This window comes from Nocardia sp. NPDC052001 (assembly GCF_040680615.1).
Lineage (GTDB): Bacteria > Actinomycetota > Actinomycetes > Mycobacteriales > Mycobacteriaceae > Nocardia.
Window position 1 is genome coordinate 83,875 of the sequence record NZ_JBFAXC010000007.1, and the last position, 15,993, is coordinate 99,867.

General features: G+C 65.7%; 16 protein-coding genes. 7 read left to right on the top strand and 9 right to left on the bottom strand.

The genetic code is table 11. The features are described 5' to 3' along the window. Positions 1-65: 65 nt before the first annotated feature. Positions 66-1,517, bottom strand: coding sequence for an MFS transporter (locus tag AB0L82_RS29315; protein WP_364643175.1), 1,452 nt, complete (start codon positions 1,515-1,517; stop codon positions 66-68). 104 nt (positions 1,518-1,621) lie between these two features. Here AB0L82_RS29315 and AB0L82_RS29320 point away from each other — a divergent pair, with 104 nt between their 5' ends. Continuing rightward, positions 1,622-2,191, top strand: coding sequence for a TetR/AcrR family transcriptional regulator (locus tag AB0L82_RS29320; protein ID WP_364643177.1), 570 nt, complete (start codon positions 1,622-1,624; stop codon positions 2,189-2,191). 9 nt (positions 2,192-2,200) lie between these two features. Here the strand turns inward: AB0L82_RS29320 and AB0L82_RS29325 are convergent, their stop codons facing one another. The 5 genes from AB0L82_RS29325 to infC form a co-directional block, all read right to left on the bottom strand. Then, complete coding sequence (locus tag AB0L82_RS29325) at positions 2,201-3,718, bottom strand: APC family permease (RefSeq protein WP_364643179.1); 1,518 nt, start codon at positions 3,716-3,718, stop codon at positions 2,201-2,203. An 81-nt stretch (positions 3,719-3,799) separates the two neighbouring features. Further along, entirely contained in the window at positions 3,800-4,603 is an 804-nt protein-coding gene (locus AB0L82_RS29330) for an RNA methyltransferase (RefSeq protein WP_364643181.1), read from the bottom strand. A gap of 37 nt (positions 4,604-4,640) precedes the next feature. Next, a complete protein-coding gene (rplT, locus tag AB0L82_RS29335) occupies positions 4,641-5,021 on the bottom strand; it encodes a 50S ribosomal protein L20 (RefSeq protein ID WP_043650578.1) in 381 nt (126 codons plus the stop codon). A 90-nt stretch (positions 5,022-5,111) separates the two neighbouring features. After that, positions 5,112-5,306, bottom strand: coding sequence for a 50S ribosomal protein L35 (gene rpmI, locus AB0L82_RS29340; protein WP_330181812.1), 195 nt, complete (start codon positions 5,304-5,306; stop codon positions 5,112-5,114). A gap of 63 nt (positions 5,307-5,369) precedes the next feature. Beyond that, positions 5,370-6,092: a translation initiation factor IF-3 gene (infC, locus tag AB0L82_RS29345; RefSeq protein WP_364644180.1), complete on the bottom strand. Its 723-nt coding sequence runs from the start codon at positions 6,090-6,092 to the stop codon at positions 5,370-5,372. A 341-nt stretch (positions 6,093-6,433) separates the two neighbouring features. On the opposite strand from infC, the gene AB0L82_RS29350 reads away from it, so the two are divergent. Further along, positions 6,434-6,802 (top strand): DUF1844 domain-containing protein, encoded by a 369-nt coding sequence (locus AB0L82_RS29350; RefSeq protein WP_364643183.1) that lies wholly within the window; start codon positions 6,434-6,436, stop codon positions 6,800-6,802. Positions 6,803-6,816: 14 nt separating this feature from the next. On the opposite strand, the gene AB0L82_RS29355 is transcribed toward AB0L82_RS29350, so the two are convergent. After that, on the bottom strand, positions 6,817-7,671 hold the full coding sequence (locus tag AB0L82_RS29355; RefSeq protein WP_364643185.1) for an SGNH/GDSL hydrolase family protein: 855 nt from the start codon (positions 7,669-7,671) through the stop codon (positions 6,817-6,819). A 389-nt stretch (positions 7,672-8,060) separates the two neighbouring features. Between AB0L82_RS29355 and AB0L82_RS29360 the strand changes: the two genes are divergently transcribed. The 4 genes from AB0L82_RS29360 to AB0L82_RS29375 all read left to right on the top strand — a co-directional run bounded on the left by AB0L82_RS29360 (position 8,061) and on the right by AB0L82_RS29375 (position 13,860). Beyond that, the gene (locus tag AB0L82_RS29360) at positions 8,061-8,888 is read left to right on the top strand and encodes an LppX_LprAFG lipoprotein (protein WP_364643187.1); all 828 of its coding nucleotides are present in this window, start codon (positions 8,061-8,063) and stop codon (positions 8,886-8,888) included. Between the two features lie 268 nt (positions 8,889-9,156). Continuing rightward, positions 9,157-10,620 carry a fatty acid desaturase gene (locus AB0L82_RS29365; RefSeq protein WP_364643189.1) on the top strand — a complete coding sequence of 488 codons (1,464 nt, stop codon included), beginning with the start codon at positions 9,157-9,159 and terminating at the stop codon, positions 10,618-10,620. A 99-nt stretch (positions 10,621-10,719) separates the two neighbouring features. Next, a complete protein-coding gene (locus AB0L82_RS29370; RefSeq protein ID WP_364644183.1) occupies positions 10,720-11,880 on the top strand; it encodes a 3-oxoacyl-[acyl-carrier-protein] synthase III C-terminal domain-containing protein in 1,161 nt (386 codons plus the stop codon). Positions 11,881-11,916: 36 nt separating this feature from the next. Further along, positions 11,917-13,860: an ATP-binding cassette domain-containing protein gene (locus tag AB0L82_RS29375; protein WP_364643190.1), complete on the top strand. Its 1,944-nt coding sequence runs from the start codon at positions 11,917-11,919 to the stop codon at positions 13,858-13,860. Between the two features lie 63 nt (positions 13,861-13,923). Here AB0L82_RS29375 and AB0L82_RS29380 read toward each other — a convergent pair whose 3' ends face one another. Together AB0L82_RS29380 and AB0L82_RS29385 are read right to left on the bottom strand one after the other, a co-directional pair. After that, positions 13,924-14,508: a hypothetical protein gene (locus AB0L82_RS29380; RefSeq protein WP_364643192.1), complete on the bottom strand. Its 585-nt coding sequence runs from the start codon at positions 14,506-14,508 to the stop codon at positions 13,924-13,926. Between the two features lie 3 nt (positions 14,509-14,511). After that, positions 14,512-14,841 carry a sporulation protein gene (locus tag AB0L82_RS29385; protein ID WP_364643194.1) on the bottom strand — a complete coding sequence of 110 codons (330 nt, stop codon included), beginning with the start codon at positions 14,839-14,841 and terminating at the stop codon, positions 14,512-14,514. 187 nt (positions 14,842-15,028) lie between these two features. Here AB0L82_RS29385 and AB0L82_RS29390 point away from each other — a divergent pair, with 187 nt between their 5' ends. Further along, on the top strand, positions 15,029-15,877 hold the full coding sequence (locus tag AB0L82_RS29390) for a helix-turn-helix transcriptional regulator (RefSeq protein ID WP_364643196.1): 849 nt from the start codon (positions 15,029-15,031) through the stop codon (positions 15,875-15,877). Positions 15,878-15,993 lie beyond the last annotated feature (116 nt).

A 15,993-nucleotide genomic window follows, 5' to 3' on the forward strand; every position in this document is an offset into this window, starting at 1 on the left:
CCCTCCTGATAACGGATCGGGAGGGGTGAATCGCGATATGGGGACCGGTTCGGTCCGCTATCTGTTCAGTGCACGAGTTCGGTTGCGCCGTCGCCGAGTTCGGCGGCGATGGCCTTGCGCCCGGGGATCAGGGTGGCGATGAGCGCACCGACCGCGACGATGGCCGCACCGACCGCCACGGCGGGGGCCAGACCGTCGACGTAGGTCTGCGGGGTGCCGTAGCCGCCCCGGGAGGCGAAGACCGAGGCGAGTACCGCGACACCCATGGCGACGCCGACCTCACGCACGGTCGAGCTGGTGCCCGAGGCCATTCCGCGATCCTCCTCGAATGCGCTGGCCATGACGACCGTGGACGCCGGCGCGAAGGTCAAGCCCATGCCGACGCCACCGAGAATGAACGGCAGCACGAACGAGCTGTACGAGACGTCGACCTCGGCGATCAGCGCCATCCAGCCGAGGGCCGCGGCGAGGAAGACCTGGCCGACCACGACCAGCACTCGCGGCCCGACCTTGTCGACCAACAGGCCCGCGATCGGAGCCACCACCATCGGAGCCATGGTCCACGGCATGGTGCGGATACCGGATTCCAGCGGCGTATAGCCCTGCACGACCTGGAAGTACTGCGACAGCAGGAAGATCGAGCCGAAGACGCCGAGCGAGAACGCGAAATTGACGGTGTTGATGGCGCTGAAACCGCGCGAGCGGAACAGGCGCAGCGGCAGCATCGGCTCGGCGACCCGCAATTCCCACACCACGAACGCCGCGAGCAAAGCGGCACCGCCGAGCAGACCGCTCAGCACCGGGGCGGAAGTCCAGCCGTCATCCGCACCGTGCACGACGCCCCACACCACCGCGAGCACGCCACCGGCGGACAGCAGCAGGCCGAGCACATCCAAACGCCTTGCGCCGCCATAGGATTCACTCAGCACGCGAGCCACGAACGGCAGTGCGAGGATGCCGATCGGCACGTTCAGCCAGAAGATCCACTGCCAGCTCAGGCCGTCCACGACCGCGCCGCCGACCACCGGGCCGAGTGCGACGCCGAGACCGGTGATACCGCCCCAGATACCGATGGCGGCACTGCGCATCTTCTCCGGGACATGCGCCGAGAGCAGCGTCAGCGAGAGCGGCATGACCGCCGCACCGCCGAAACCCTGCAGCGCGCGGAACAGGATCAGCATCCACGGCTCGGTCGCCATGGCGCAGGCCGCCGACGCGGCGGTGAATACCGCGATGCCGATCAGGAACAGGCGGCGACGACCCAGCCGGTCCCCCAGCGCCGACGCGGTGAGCAGCAGCGAGGCGAATGACAGCGTGTACGCGTTGATGAACCACTGCAGATCGCTGAGCGAGGCGTTCAACTCGGTGCGAATCACCGGGAGCGCGTTGGTCACGACCAGATTGTCGAGCGTGACCATGAACATCGGGATGCCGACGGCAGCCAGCACCGCCGCCAGCGGCGGCGTGCGCACACCGGAAACCGGCTGCGCAGCGGGTGTTTCGAGTACTTCAGTCATATCCGGTTCCCTAGTTGTAATCGACTGATAACTAGAGAGTATGCATCGACTGATAACATGTCAATGGTGCATCCGGCCCGCCACTGACGAGGAGGCTCACAGCCATGGCGAGAACACGCATGACCGCCGGCGAACGCGGCGAGCAGGTACTCGCGGCCGCCGTCACCGCCTTCGCCGAATCCGGTTATGCCGCAACCAAAACCGATGAGATCGCACGCCGCGCCGGGGTATCGCAGCCGTATGTCATCCGGCTCTTCGGCACCAAACAGCAGCTCTTCCTAGCCGCGCTGCGCCAGGTCTGCGATCGCATCGAGGAGCTGTTCCGGGCCGCGGCCGAACAGACCCTGCCCGATGCGACCACCAGGGAAGCGCTGGAGAATCTCGGCGACGCCTACAAGGTCCTGCTCACCGAGCGCGATATACCGCGCGTCATGCTGCACGGCTTCTCCGCGAGCAATGATCCGGCGATCGGCCCGGTCATGCGCGAACGGTTCGGCGAAATCTACCAGCTGGTCCGCGATCTGACCGGGGCGTCGGCGAGCGAGGCCGGCGGATTCATCGCCACCGGCATGCTGCTCACCGATATGGCGGCCATGCAGGTGGTCGGACCCGAGGCGATCGAAACCCCTTGGGCCACCGAGATTCTCACCTGCTTCGAGGCCGAGGAACTGTAGCGGTTCGCCTCAGCCGCGCGTGGGCGATTCGGCCTCGGCGGCGGGCGCGTCGGCCTCGATGATCTGCTCGGTCGGCTCGGGCAGTTGCCGCGCCAGCACCTCACCCCGGAAGAACGGCGGCATCATGCGCGCCAGCACCAGGTAGATGGGAATGCCGAGCAGCAGCGTGCCAACACCCAGTACGAAGATCGCGCTGAACCACGAGGTCACCGCGGTCCATCCGGCCGCGAACAACAGGGCGAAGCCGCCCAGTGCGGGCAGCACCCCCTTCATGATGAAATCCCGTGGGCTGGAGGCGAACCGGTCGCGATACAGCCAGGCGCAACTGAGGCCGGTGAGCCCGTAGTACAGCCCGATCGAAATACCGATCGCCGTCACCGCCTCCGCGATGAGCCGCCCGCCCGAGGCGAAATTCAGGCCCGCGTACAACACCACCGATACCGCGCCGAACACGATCGTGGAGAACACCGGCGTCCGGAAGCGCGGATGAATCCGCCCGAACGCGGCGGGCAGCGCGTGATGCAGCGCCATCGAATAGGTGGCGCGCGCGGTCGGCAGAATCGTGGTCTGCGTGGACGCCGCCGCCGAGGTGAGCACCATCAGGAACAGCAGATGCACCAGCACCGAACCGACCGGCCCCGCGCCGAATACCGCATTACCCAGCGCGCCCAGCACATCGTCGACGTGATCGGGATTGGCGAGTCCGAGCCCCTCGGTGCCCGCGCCGACGAACGCCTGCCCGGCAACGGTCACCAGCAGATACAGCGCGACCAGCGTGACGGTGGACAGCACCGCCGCCCGGCCCGGAGTATGCCGCGGATCGACGGTCTCCTGATTCACCGCGACCGCCGAATCCCAGCCCCAGTAGATGAAGACCATCAGCAGCATGGCGGTGACGAAGTCCGAGAACGACCCGATCTCGAAGGGGTTGAACCAGGACCATTCCGGCATATGCGCCCCCTCCGGGGCATTGCCGATCCCGACGCGCACCAGCGCCACCACCGAGAACACGACCAGCATCCCGAATTCGACCGTCAGCAGCCAGGATTGCAGCCGAGCCGACACATCGATCCCGTACACCGCGATCGCGGTCATGACCACGAGGTAGACAATTCCTAGCAACAGCACCCGGGGGTTGGTCGCATCCGCGCCGATGCCGTGCGCCCCGAACAGATGGAAGGTGTACTGCGAACTGATCTGCGCCAGGCTAGCCATCACCAGCAGATCCGACACCACGATCGCCCACCCGGACATCCATCCGGTGAACGGCCCGAAAGCGCGCGTGGCCCAGACGAACGTGGTCCCCGGATCCGGTTCCACCGCATTGAGATCCCGGTACCCGATGGCCACCAGCAGCATGGGAATGAACGCCAGCACCACGATGATCGGCGATTGCAGTCCGACCGCCGCGACCACGAGGCCGAGCGTCGCGGTAATGCTGTACGCGGGTCCGGCCGAGGCCACCCCGATCACCACACTGGATGCCAGGGAAAGCGCACCGGAGCGCAGAGTACTGGGCGAAGTCACCGGACAACATTAAGGGCTATCACCCAGCACACCGAATCGCGGGACCGCCCGAACCGGACGGGACCCGCGATCAGAAATCGATCAGCGCCGAGCGGCGTGCTGCACGCGCGCGCTGGCGTAGAGGCAGATCGACGCCGCGGCAGCCAGATTCAGGCTTTCGGCGCGGCCGTGGATGGGAATGCGGACGCGATGGGTCGCGCGCTCGGCGATCTCCCGGTCCAGTCCGTGTGCCTCATTGCCGAAGAGCCAGGCGACCGGGCCGCGCAGGATGTCATCGGCCTCGTCGAGGTCGACCTCACCCTTGGCGGTGGTGGCCAGGATGGTGATGCCAGCGGCTTCCAAGGCGGACAGCACCTTCTCGGTATCGCGCTGACGCGCGATCGGCAGATGGAACAGGCTGCCCGCTCCGGCGCGCACGCATTTGCCATTGTGCGGATCCACCGAATCACCGGCCAGCACAACGCCATTCGCGCCCACCGCATCGGCGACTCGAATGAGGGTGCCCGCATTGCCGGGATCGGCCGTGCCGACGGGCACGGCGAGCAGGCTCGGCGCGGCACGGAGCACCTCGGTCATCGGCACATCGACCTGGCGGCAGACCGCGACCAGTCCGGGCGGAGTCACGGTCTCCCCCAGCGCTTCCGCGGCGCGATCGCTGACCAGCGTGGTGCGTACACCGTTCGCGGCGGCGCCGGCGACCAATTCGGTTTCGCGGCTGGCGGCCTTGAGCGAATAGAAGAGCTCTTCCACCCGATCCGTATCCAGGGCCGCCTCAACCGAATTCGCGCCCTCGGCGAGAAACAGGCCGGACTTGCGGCGCACCGGCGCGCGGTGCAGCTTAACGGCCGAAACGACCCGCGGGTTGCGCTCGGAGAGCGCTTCCACGGGTCGTTCCGAATTCTGCTGTGTCGTCACGCAGGGCTTAGGCAGCCGGGGCGTTGACGTCGGCAGGCAGGGCAGCCTTGGCGACGGCCACGAGACCGGCGAAGGCCTCGGCGTCGGAGACGGCCAGCTCGGCCAGGATCTTGCGGTCGACCTCGACACCCGCGGCCTTGAGGCCCTGGATGAAGCGGTTGTAGGTGATGTCGTTCAGACGCGCGGCGGCGTTGATACGAGCGATCCACAGCTTGCGGAAGTCACCCTTGCGCGCGCGGCGGTCGCGGTACGCGTAGGTCAGCGAGTGGAGCTGCTGCTCCTTGGCCTTGCGGTACAGCCGCGAGCGCTGGCCGCGGTAGCCCTTGGATGCCTCGAGTACGGAACGGCGCTTCTTCTGAGCGTTTACGGCCCTTTTGACGCGTGCCACTTGTCAGTCCTTGATCGATTCGGCGGGCGCTGCGGTCGCGCCCGGAGTGGGTCGGGGTGGCGTTCGAGAACGCGAGTTGCTGTGCGGGTCTCAGAGACCGAGCAGCTTCTTGATGCGGGGAACGTCAACCGTGGCGACGGCCTCCGTGCCTTCCAGACGGCGCGTCCGGCGAGAGGACTTGTGCTCGAGCAGGTGGCGGCGGTTGGCCTGCTCACGACGGAGCTTGCCACTGCCGGTCACCTTGAATCGCTTCGAGGCACCGCTGTGCTTCTTCATCTTCGGCATGGATTCCTCTATCTGTCTCGTCCCGAAGGCGCGCGTGAGCGCGCCGCCGGAGCCTGATCGTTATTACTGCTGCGGGGTGGCCGCCGAAGCCTCGGCACCCGGCGCTTCGGCCGGAGCCGCCGCGACCTCGGTGGCCGGAGCCTCAGCCGGAGCCGCGGCCGCGGGCGCACTGCTGCGCTGCGGCGCCGAGCTGGCTTCGTTCTGCGCCTTCACCCGCGTCTTCGCGCCCTTGTGGGGTGCGAGGACCATGGTCATGTTTCGGCCGTCCTGCTTGGCCGAAGTTTCGACGAAACCGAGATCGGCGACGTCGGAGGCCAATCGCTGCAACAGCCGGAACCCGAGTTCGGGGCGCGACTGCTCACGACCGCGGAACATGATCGTGACTTTGACCTTCGAGCCGGCTTCGAGGAAGCGAACGACGTTGCGCTTCTTGGTCTCGTAGTCGTGGTCGTCGATCTTCGGGCGGAGCTTCTGCTCCTTGATCACGGTCTGGACCTGGTTCTTCCGAGATTCACGCGCCTTCTGCGCGGTCTCGTACTTGAACTTGCCGTAGTCCATGATCTTGCATACCGGCGGACGCGCGTCCGGTGCGACCTCGACCAGGTCGAGGTCAGCCTCCATGGCGACGCGTAGTGCATCTTCAACACGCACGATCCCGACCTGCTCACCACCCGGTCCGATGAGGCGGACCTCGGGTACGCGGATGCGATCGTTGATGCGAGTCTCAGTGCTGATGGGGCCTCCTAGGTCAAGCGGTTCGTCAACGACCGCAAGCAATAACTGCAACCCCAATTTCAACACGAAAGCCCCGGGTTGGTATTTCTCCAACACGGGGCCCGAGTCGACCGATCCACGACGCAAACAACTCGCATCGCACCTGTACAGGGCGAACCTATACAGATACCCATCCGGTAAAGGATGGGCGACCGGAACCGTTAGCCTGATTCGAAGATCGGCGGACGGTGGGAGTCGGGCTCCACTTGATGCCCCGGGTGATTACATGAAGATTGACAGCATGCAACGCTCCGGGACGGTCGTCGCAGAAGAGTCTAACAGCCCATCGCCGTAGCTCCGAATCGGCCGCCCCCTGGACCAGCGGCAACCCGGTCGATGCCAAGATCTAGGGCATGAGCGAGGCACTACACGAACAGGAGTCGGCCCTCATCGACGGTGAGGTCGTGCGCGAGCTGGCCGATATCCCGGCGGTGGAGGTCATCAGCCGCGCCGCCGTCATGCTGATGAGTTCGGCCGCCGAGAAGCTCGGCCTGGGCGAGGCCGATCCCTCGACCAGCCCGCATCTGGATCTGGACGAGGCGCGACGGGTCATCACCGCGCTCGCCGGTCTGGTCACCGCGTCGGTGGAGTACCTCGGCCCGCACGCCGGACCGATTCGCGATGGCCTGCAGTCGTTGCAGCGCGCGTTCCGCGAGGCGTCGGCGCATCCGGACGCACCGGGCGCGGGCCCGGGCGAGAAGTACACCGGCCCGGTCTACTGATCCGCTGATTCACCTCAACCCCGGTCGGCACGTACCGCGCGCACGATGATGTCGGCGACGCCGCGCATCCCCTCCAGCGTGGGGTGATACGGCACCAGGGTCTGGGTCGCGAGCACCGGCTCGAACCAGCGCGCCCCGGCGGGGGCGCACATATCGTGGCCGATCGACTCGGGCCGGGTGTCTATATAGACGGCACCGGCCGCGGCGGCCGCACGAGAAACGACGGCGTCGAGACGGTCGAACGCGGCCTGGATATGCACCGCGTCCTCGGGCCGCAGGCCGATCAGGTCCGCGCAGCCGCCCGGGCGGACATAGGTGGGCCAGCCGTCGACGTAGATCTTCGCATTCGGAGCGAGGACCGAAATCCGATGCAGCGCGCTCGAATACGCGCTCGCGATACCGTCGATATCGGCATCCCAGGCCGGATCCGCGCACGGCTTCAGCCCGGCCAGATGACAGGTCAGGATGTACTTGGTCATCTGGGCGTCGTTCGCGCCGATATGAACTGTCACCAGTGTCGTATTCGGCCCGAGGCCGTCGAACTGCGGTGCGATGCCCGGGCCCTGCGAGGTCGTCAGATGCGGGATCTTCGCGGAACTGCAGGTGCGATCGTCCAGTCTCAGCCCCAACTCCAGGGCGACCAGTTTCGGAGTATTCGCGGTGGATCGCGCGCATTGCAGCGGTGCGCTCGCGTCGAAGTCCTGTACCCCGGTGGTCGCCGCGCCCGAATCCCCCAGTGCCACATACGTTGCGCCACCGTCGGCCGGTGCCGCGGTCGCCGGTGCGGGCGTGGCGGAGGCGGCGAGCACCAGCAGTGCGGCCGCGAGCAGCCCTGTGCCCCAATGGTTTCGCGGGGTTGTCGGCTTCACTGAATCCCCTATGCGATGAAAGTGATACGCTTCGGTCTCAATTCGATTGTGACGCAGGTTACTCTCTGGGCATACACTCCGCAAGCATACGGTCGGAGGCAGTAACCCCCGGGTTGCGCGCGCACCCCGCAGTCCCAGGAAACTCCCAGAATCGGTACATGAAACCGGTCCGGAAAAATTTGCGCACAATTTGCGGATTTACTGTTAACACTCTCAAACCTTTTCGCTCGGAAGCAGTTTCCCGATTACGGGACGGAAAACCTTGGCGCTCGGGACGCGGTGCTGGTTGGATGCCGGATGTAGCGCCCGATCGAGCGCTGCGCATATCAAGTCCTGCATACTGACGCGGGCAGCGGCAGCTGTCCGTCACGAACCTTCGGGGGTTGTACATGATTGACTCGATTACCCAAGGAATCTCCGGGTCGCGGCGGCGACGAGCGGTTGTTCCGGCCATGGTCGCCGCGGCTGCCCTGTTCGGCGCCCTCGTAACCGGTTGCTCCTCTTCCGATTCCGGCTCCTCCACCACCTCGGCCGCCGCGCCCGCCACCGGCCCGCTGCCCGACGGCGGTCAGCTCATCGCCGAATCCTCGCGCACCACCCAGACGCTGCAGTCCGTGCACCTGGACCTCAAGGCCACCGGCCTGGAGAACCTGCCGGTCGATTACGTCAAGGCCGATATCACCAATCAGCCGCAGGGCAGCGGCCAGGCGGTCGGCGAGGCAAAGGTGAAGGTCAAGGAGGGCGACGCCAACTGGACCGAGACCAAGTTCCTGGTCGTGGACAAGACCCTGTACGCCGGTGACGGCACCAAGTACGCACCGGTCGGTCCCGCGGAGAAGATCTACGATCCGGGCGTCATCCTGGACAAGGACAAGGGCCTGGCGCACGTCATCGGCGAGGTGAAGAACCCGAAGGTCGAATCCCGCGAAACCATCAACGGCGTCAACACCGTGAAGGTCTCCGGCACCATCGACACCGCGGTCATCGACCCGGTCGTGCCGCGCATCGGCCAGGCCGCCGGCGTCCTGCCCATCACGCTGTGGATCGCGGACGTCGCGCCGCCGACCGCCTCGGCCACCCCGCTGCCGTCCAGCGCCGCATCCCCCGGCACCGGCCCGAACCTGGTTCGCGCCATCGTCACCAAGGACGGCGGCAATGTCAGCCTGACCCTGTCCAACTGGGGCAAGCCGGTCACCGTCGTCAAGCCGGGCAGCTAGCCGGCATCGGCTCGGTCACCGAGTCTCACCACCCGGTCCGGGAAAGCGGAACGGCGGCAATGACTGCCGTCCGCGGTCCCGGACCGGACGCGTCTCGACGCAAGCTTCGCCACGAAAACGCCGCTTAAGAAGTTTTTCAGTGAAATGCAAGGCTCCGCACAGACGATACCTACACAACGCTCAAACGCTGTGTGTGCGTATGGCTTTCCGGGGGCAGCGATGAACCTGATCGGCCGAACCGACAGCCGATCAGACATGGAGGAATGAGATGACGACCGACGACCGCCCAGAAATCGAGGAGCGGGAACTCCGTCAACCTCCGCCCGATGGCCCCCCTCCGGTATCGAACGTATGGGTTTATAACGGTAAAGCCTACGACCTCAGCGACTGGATTTCCAAGCATCCGGGCGGTGAGTTCTTCATCGGGCGAACGAAAAACCGGGATATCACCTCGATTATCGGTTCGTACCACAAGAATCCGGAAGGCATCGGCAAGCTGATCGAGCGGTACGCGCTCAATCGTGTTGCGCTGCCGGAGGATATCCATCCCAAGGCGAACGCGCCGGACTTCCTGTTCACCGAGGGCTTCGACAGCTGGCGGGACACCCCCAAGTACGCCTTCGACAACAAGGACGACCTGCTGCATCAGGTCAAGAAGCGGCTCAAGGAGCCGGAACTGGCCGCCCGCATCAAGCGGATGGACACCCTGTTCAACATTGTCGTTGCGGTACTTGCCATTTCGTACTTCGCCGTCCAGGGTCTGCGCCTGTTCGAACGCAGCTGGATGCCGCTGCCGGTGTTCGTCATCGCCATGGTGCTGCTGCGCAGCTCGCTGGCCGGTTTCGGGCACTACGCCATCCACCGCGCCCAGAAGGGCATGAACAAGATCTATACGAATGCCTTCGACTTCAATTACGTCGCACTGGCTTTCGTCACCGCGGACGGGCACGCGCTACTGCACCACCCGCACACCCAGAGTGAAGTCGACATCAAGAAGAACGTCTTCACCATGATGACGCGGATCCCCCGGCTCTACCGGATGCCGATCCACACCATCCACAAGTTCGGGCACACCGTCACCGGTATGACCATCCGCCTGCTGGACGTATGCCGCCTGACCCGCAAGGTCGGCATCAAGGATATGTACGGCACCTGGGGCGGGGCGCTGCCGCACTTCATCGGCTCGTTCGGCGTGCGCTTCCTGCTGCTCGGCGAACTCATCCTGTTCACGGTGATGGGCGACTTCTGGGCCTGGGCACTGCAATTCGTGATCTCACTGTGGATCAGCACCTTCCTGGTGGTGGCCAGCCACGACTTCGAGGAAGAGGTCGAGGAGATCGAGACCAATACCGAGGACTGGGGCGTCAACCAGATCGAACAGGCCTACGACCTCAAGGTGATCGGCAACCGCTATATCGACTGCTTCCTGTCCGCCGGGCTCAGCTCGCACCGGGTGCATCACGTATTGCCTTATCAGCGCAGCGGTTTCGCCAATATCGCCACCGAGGACGTATTGCGCGAGGAGGCAGCCAAATTCGGGGTCGAATGGCTGCCCGCCAAGAGCTTCTTCACCGATCGTTTCCCGAAGCAGGTCGCGATCTATCTGTTTTCCCGCTCGGACGACGCCAAGGAACGGAACTGGGGTTTCTTCCGCGAACACTTCGCGCCGTCGGCACTGAAGACCTGCGCGGTCTACACCGTTCAGGGCTTCACCGGAATCGGCACGGTCTGAACCGATTCCGTTGACCGTCGCGCGCCACATTTTCACTGAAAGAAGGGGAGTAATTTCGTGACTATCACATTCAACGAGGGGGGCACCGCGCCCGTATCGATCGCCCGGCTTTCGGGTGGCGAGCACGGGTACGGGCGGATCGACACCGCACTGCCGCCGGCGCCGCCGACCACCGTCGGCGTAATCGAAAGCATCGCAACGGGTTCCCCGCTGCCGGTGATCGATCAGGGCGAAGCGGCCCAGCGGGTCGCCGAGCGGTTCAGCGATCCGGCGCAGCAGGCCCGCATTCCGCGGATCTACCAGAAGACCCGGATCGACACCCGCCGCCTGGCCATCGATCCGCTGGACGAGGAGTTCCTGCCGTTCAGCTCCAAGCCCGCCACCATTCGCGAGCGGATGAATCTGTTCTACGAGCACGCCGCGCCGCTGGCGGTCGATGTGGCACGGCGCGCGGTCGCCGGGCTGGACGATCCGGCCGCGCAGATCGGGCTGCTGGTCTTCGTCACCAGCACCGGATTCATCGCTCCCGGAGTCGATGTCGCCGTGGTCAAGCAGCTGGGGCTGTCCCCCGCCGTCGGCCGCGTGGTGGTGAACTTCATGGGCTGCGCCGCCGCCATGAACGGTATGCGCACCGCCGTGGACTACGTCCGGGCCCATCCGGATAAGAAGGCCATGGTCATCTGCATCGAAATCAGTTCGGTGAACGCGGTTTTCGACGATGACATCAATGACGTCATCACGCACAGCCTGTTCGGCGACGGCTGCGGGGCGGTGGTGATCGGCGCGGGTCAGCCGCATCAGCAGCTCGCCCCCGGCAAGATCGTCATCCGGGACAGCTTCAGCTACCTGTTCGACGACGCCGAGGACGGCATCGTGCTTGGCGTCAACGATAACGGCATCACCTGCGAACTCGCCGAGAGCCTGCCGCAGTACATTCTGCGCGGGGTCGACCCGGTGGTCTCGGAAGTGCTGGGGCGCAATGGACTCGACAAGTCCGATATCGACCTGTGGGCCATCCACCCGGGTGGACCCAAGATCATCGAGCAGTCCGCGGCATCGCTCGGCATCCCGGTCGAACAGGCCGCGGTGAGCTGGGACGTGCTGGCGCGCTACGGCAATATGCTGAGCGTCTCGCTGATCTTCGTGCTGGAAGAGATGGCGCGCCAGGCGGATTCGCCCAAGCCGCTCTCCACCGGCGTCGCGTTCTCCTTCGCGCCGGGTGTAACGCTCGAAGGCATCCTGTTCGACATCGTCCGCTGATCATCTTCGCGCACAGCACCTTTCAGAGAGCAAGCCATGCAACTCATCAGATTCCTCATCTCGATCTCCTGGATGCGGATCGCGGCCGTCATCACCGCCGGCCTGATCTGCGGCGCCGCCAACACCTACCTGGTGACGCTGATCCGCGGGGTCGTCTCACCCGAACCGCATCCGCAGGTGACCGTGTGGGCCTTCGCGGCCACCGGTCTGGTGATCCTGGTGAGTGGCGTGCTCTCCCAGGTGCTGCTGGTGCGGCTGGCGCAGGACGCCATCTACCGGCTCCGCGCGGAGCTGAGCTCGGGCATCGTCTCGGCTCCGCTGGAGCATCTGGAACGACTCGGCATGCACCGGCTCATGGCCACGCTGACCGAGGACGTGCGATCGCTGTCACAGGCGGTCACCGCGATTCCGAGCATCGCCGTCGATGTGGCGACCATCATCGGCTGCTTCATCTTCCTGGTGGTGCTCTCGGGACCGATCTTCGCCATCACGCTGGTCGGCACCATTATCGGAATCTCCTCCGTCGAACTGTTTCTCAAGCGGGTGCGGGTGCTCTACCGCGAGGCGCGCGAGAACGATGACGCACTGCTGCGCTCCTTCCAGGCGGTGACGCTGGGCATCAAGGAACTCAAGCTGCATCGCGGGCGGCGCAGGGATTTCATGGACCGGCATCTGCTGGGATCGGCTCGGGCACTGCGGGATCAGAATGTGGAGGCCGGTTCGCGGTTCTCCATCGGACAGGGGCTGGGACAGGGTTTGCAGCTCGCCACCATGGCGCTGATCCTGTTCGTGGTCGCCAAATCCCTTGGCGTGCACCAGGATGTCATGGTCGGCTACGTGCTGGTCACCACCTTCCTGGCGATGCCGATGCAGAACTTCATGCACCGAATTCCGGATCTGCTGCGAGGTGATGTGGCGCTGGCCAAGATTCGCGGCATGAACCTCTCGATGGAGACCGCGCACAATGAATCGCTGCTGCCGTACAGCGATCGGCCCGCGGCCACCGAGGCTCGGCTGGAACTGACCAATGTCAGCTACAACTACCGGTACGAGGCGCGCTCACCGATGGACGAGGGGCCGGGCGGACCGCCGCCGGGCACCGGACCGCATCCGGGCGGACGGCCGGAGGCGGCGAATCCCGAAGGCGCGCCGACTCTTCCGGGTGAGGCACCCGGCGGACATCCGCCGCATCCGGGTGGTCACCCCGGGGGCGCGGGGGCGCATCGTCCCGGCGGGCCGCCGCCGCCGCGCCGCGGCGCGCATCCCACCGGACCGGACGTGAACGGCCATCGCTGGGTCGACCACGGTAAGCGCGATACCCGACCGGTGCCGATGATGGCGATGCCGGAGGCGGGTGAGGGCGACGGATTCCGTTTGGGCCCAATCGATCTCACCTTCGAACCCGGTCAGATCACCTTCATCGTCGGCGGTAACGGCAGCGGCAAATCCACGCTCGCCAAGCTGATCACCGGACTGTACGTGCCGCGTTCGGGCACGGTCAGCCTCAATGGCGAACGCATCGACCACGAGAATATCGAGTGGTTCCGGCAGAACGCCTCGGCCATCTTCACCGATTTCCATCTCTTCGACGACTACCTCGGCTTCGATCGCCCCGGCATCGATGACGAAGTGCGGCACTACCTCGAGGAATTGCAGATCGCGCACAAGGTGACCGTCCAGGACGGCAAGCTCTCCACCATCGACCTGTCCCAGGGACAGCGAAAGCGGCTGGCGCTCTTGACCGCACTGCTGGAGGATCGCGCGATCTACCTCTTCGACGAGTGGGCCGCCGATCAGGAACCCAAGTTCCGCGATGTGTTCTACACCGAGATCCTGGCCGAGTTGAAGGCGCGCGGTAAGACGGTCATCGTCATCACCCACGACGACCGCTACTTCCACCTCGCCGATCAGCTGGTCAAACTCGACTTCGGCAAACTCACCGAGGCCGGTACGACGGCATCGGCGTCCGGCGCGGAATAGCGCGCCATGACCCCGGCTCCCACCGAAACACGGTGGGAGCCTTGCCATGTACTCGCGACCGGTTCATCCACCCGATAGCGAGCCGATCTCGGTGACCCGCCACCATTGCGCCCCGGCACCCGCGGCATCGCGGCGCACCGCGTCGAACAGATCGGCGCGGTGCGGTCCCGGCACCACGTGATAGTCGATCGATCCCGGCACACTGACCAATGCCAGCACCCACCACAGCGCCCGAGCGTAGGCGGCGGCGGATTCGGGCCCGTCCCACTCGTACAGGCCGCGATATCTGCCGCGCTGGTCATCGGTCAACCAGAGTTTGGAAATCAGTCCGGGAAAGCCCGCGAACAGCAAGGTATTGAGCAGACTCTCGCGGCGGAACCAGGCATGACCACGACCGTGGACCGCCCGCAATTCGAACCTCACCACCAGGACACACGGATCGCGAGGCGCGGGGCGCTCGATAACGGTCTCCCGGAAGACCGTGGCGGAGGTCCCGTCCGCGAAACCGAGGCGCAGCCCGCGATTGCCGGCGGGCACCCGAATCCGGTTGCGCGACAGGAGCATCAGGGTCCGGAACAGACAGCGCGCCAGAGCGGCGACGGCAGACCCGACCGGCAGCGGTGTCGCGGTTACGGCAGTGCTGCGCACCGGTCAACCTCGTTTCGCCAGCCGCGCCCCGAACGCCAGCCCGGCGACCACCACGAAGCCGAGCACCGCGATCAACCGATTCACATCGAGCGCGGGTTGCCAGCTCACCGTGCCGCCCCGGATCACATAGGCGCCGACCGGTTTGGCTCCCAGGCCGAAACCGGTGCCGGAACCACCCTGGCCGTTCTCGTCGGTACCACCGCCACCGCCCCCGCCCCCGGACACGGCCGCCGCCGTAATGACGGTGATGCCATCCCGTTCGATCGGCTCCGCGTAGACCCGGCGCACCGAAATGGAATCCGTTGCCGCGGTGAGAACATCCTCGACCTTCATATCCATACCTTCCGTGCTGACCGGCAGTCGCTCCGCCGGCTCGCCTACCAGTGTCGATGACGCGATGCTCCCGGCGGCAGGGCCGAAATTCCCTGGCCCGAAGGAGGAATTGCCACCGCGGAAGTGGCCGCGGAGTAACCACGATCCCGTCGATGTTGTCGAATACATGGTCAGCGAATCACCGGCAATGAAACAGCAGCGACGGGCACAGCTCCGCGATTTCCTGCGGACCCGCCGGGCGCGATTGACGCCCGGTGATGTCGGCCTGCCGTCGGCGGGCACCCGGCGCACCCCCGGGCTCCGCCGGGAGGAAGTCGCGCTGCTCGCCGGTGTCGGCGTTTCCTGGTACACCTGGCTCGAACAGGGACGCGATATCAACCCCTCCGCCGAGGTGCTCGAAGCGGTGGGACGGGCGCTGCAGTTGAGTCAGCCCGAACGAGCGCACCTGTTCGTGCTCGCGGGACTGAATCCGCCACCGGCGCAGCGGGTTCCGGAGTCGCCAGTGAGTGCGGAACTCCAGCAGCTGATCGATGCCTGGACACCGCGACCCGCCATTCTGCGCGACCGGTACTGGAACATCCTGGCCATCAACGACGCCACCCGCGCCGTCTTCGGCTACGACGACAGCGATCAGAACTGCCTGATCACCTTCTTCACCAATGGCCGCTACCGCGGTATCCACGCCCACTGGGAACGAGTCGCCCCGACCATCGTGGCCGCCTTCCGAGCCGAGACGGCGCATCTGCCCGATGACCCGGAACTGCGGCGGGTCATCGGCGAATTGAGCGCGGTGAGCACCGAATTCGCCGACTTGTGGGCGCAGCACGATGTGGCCGCACCCACCCAGGAGGTCAAGGCCATCACGCACCCGAGCGCGGGTGAACTGTATTTCGACACCACCACACTCGCCGTCATCGACCACCCGGGGTGGTACCTGGAGCTGTACAACCCGAAGATCGGCACGGGGACGCTGGAGCGGGTGGACGGACTGCTCGCCGAACCGGTGTGGATCCCGGCCACAAGCACGCCGGGATGACGGGGCGAGGCACAACACGGGAACGGGGCGAGGGCTGATGGCGGGAGCCTGGTGGTGGCGGACCCAGGTTGACTGCGCACTGTTTGCTGGTGGCCGTGCTCGGCAGGCTGAATGCC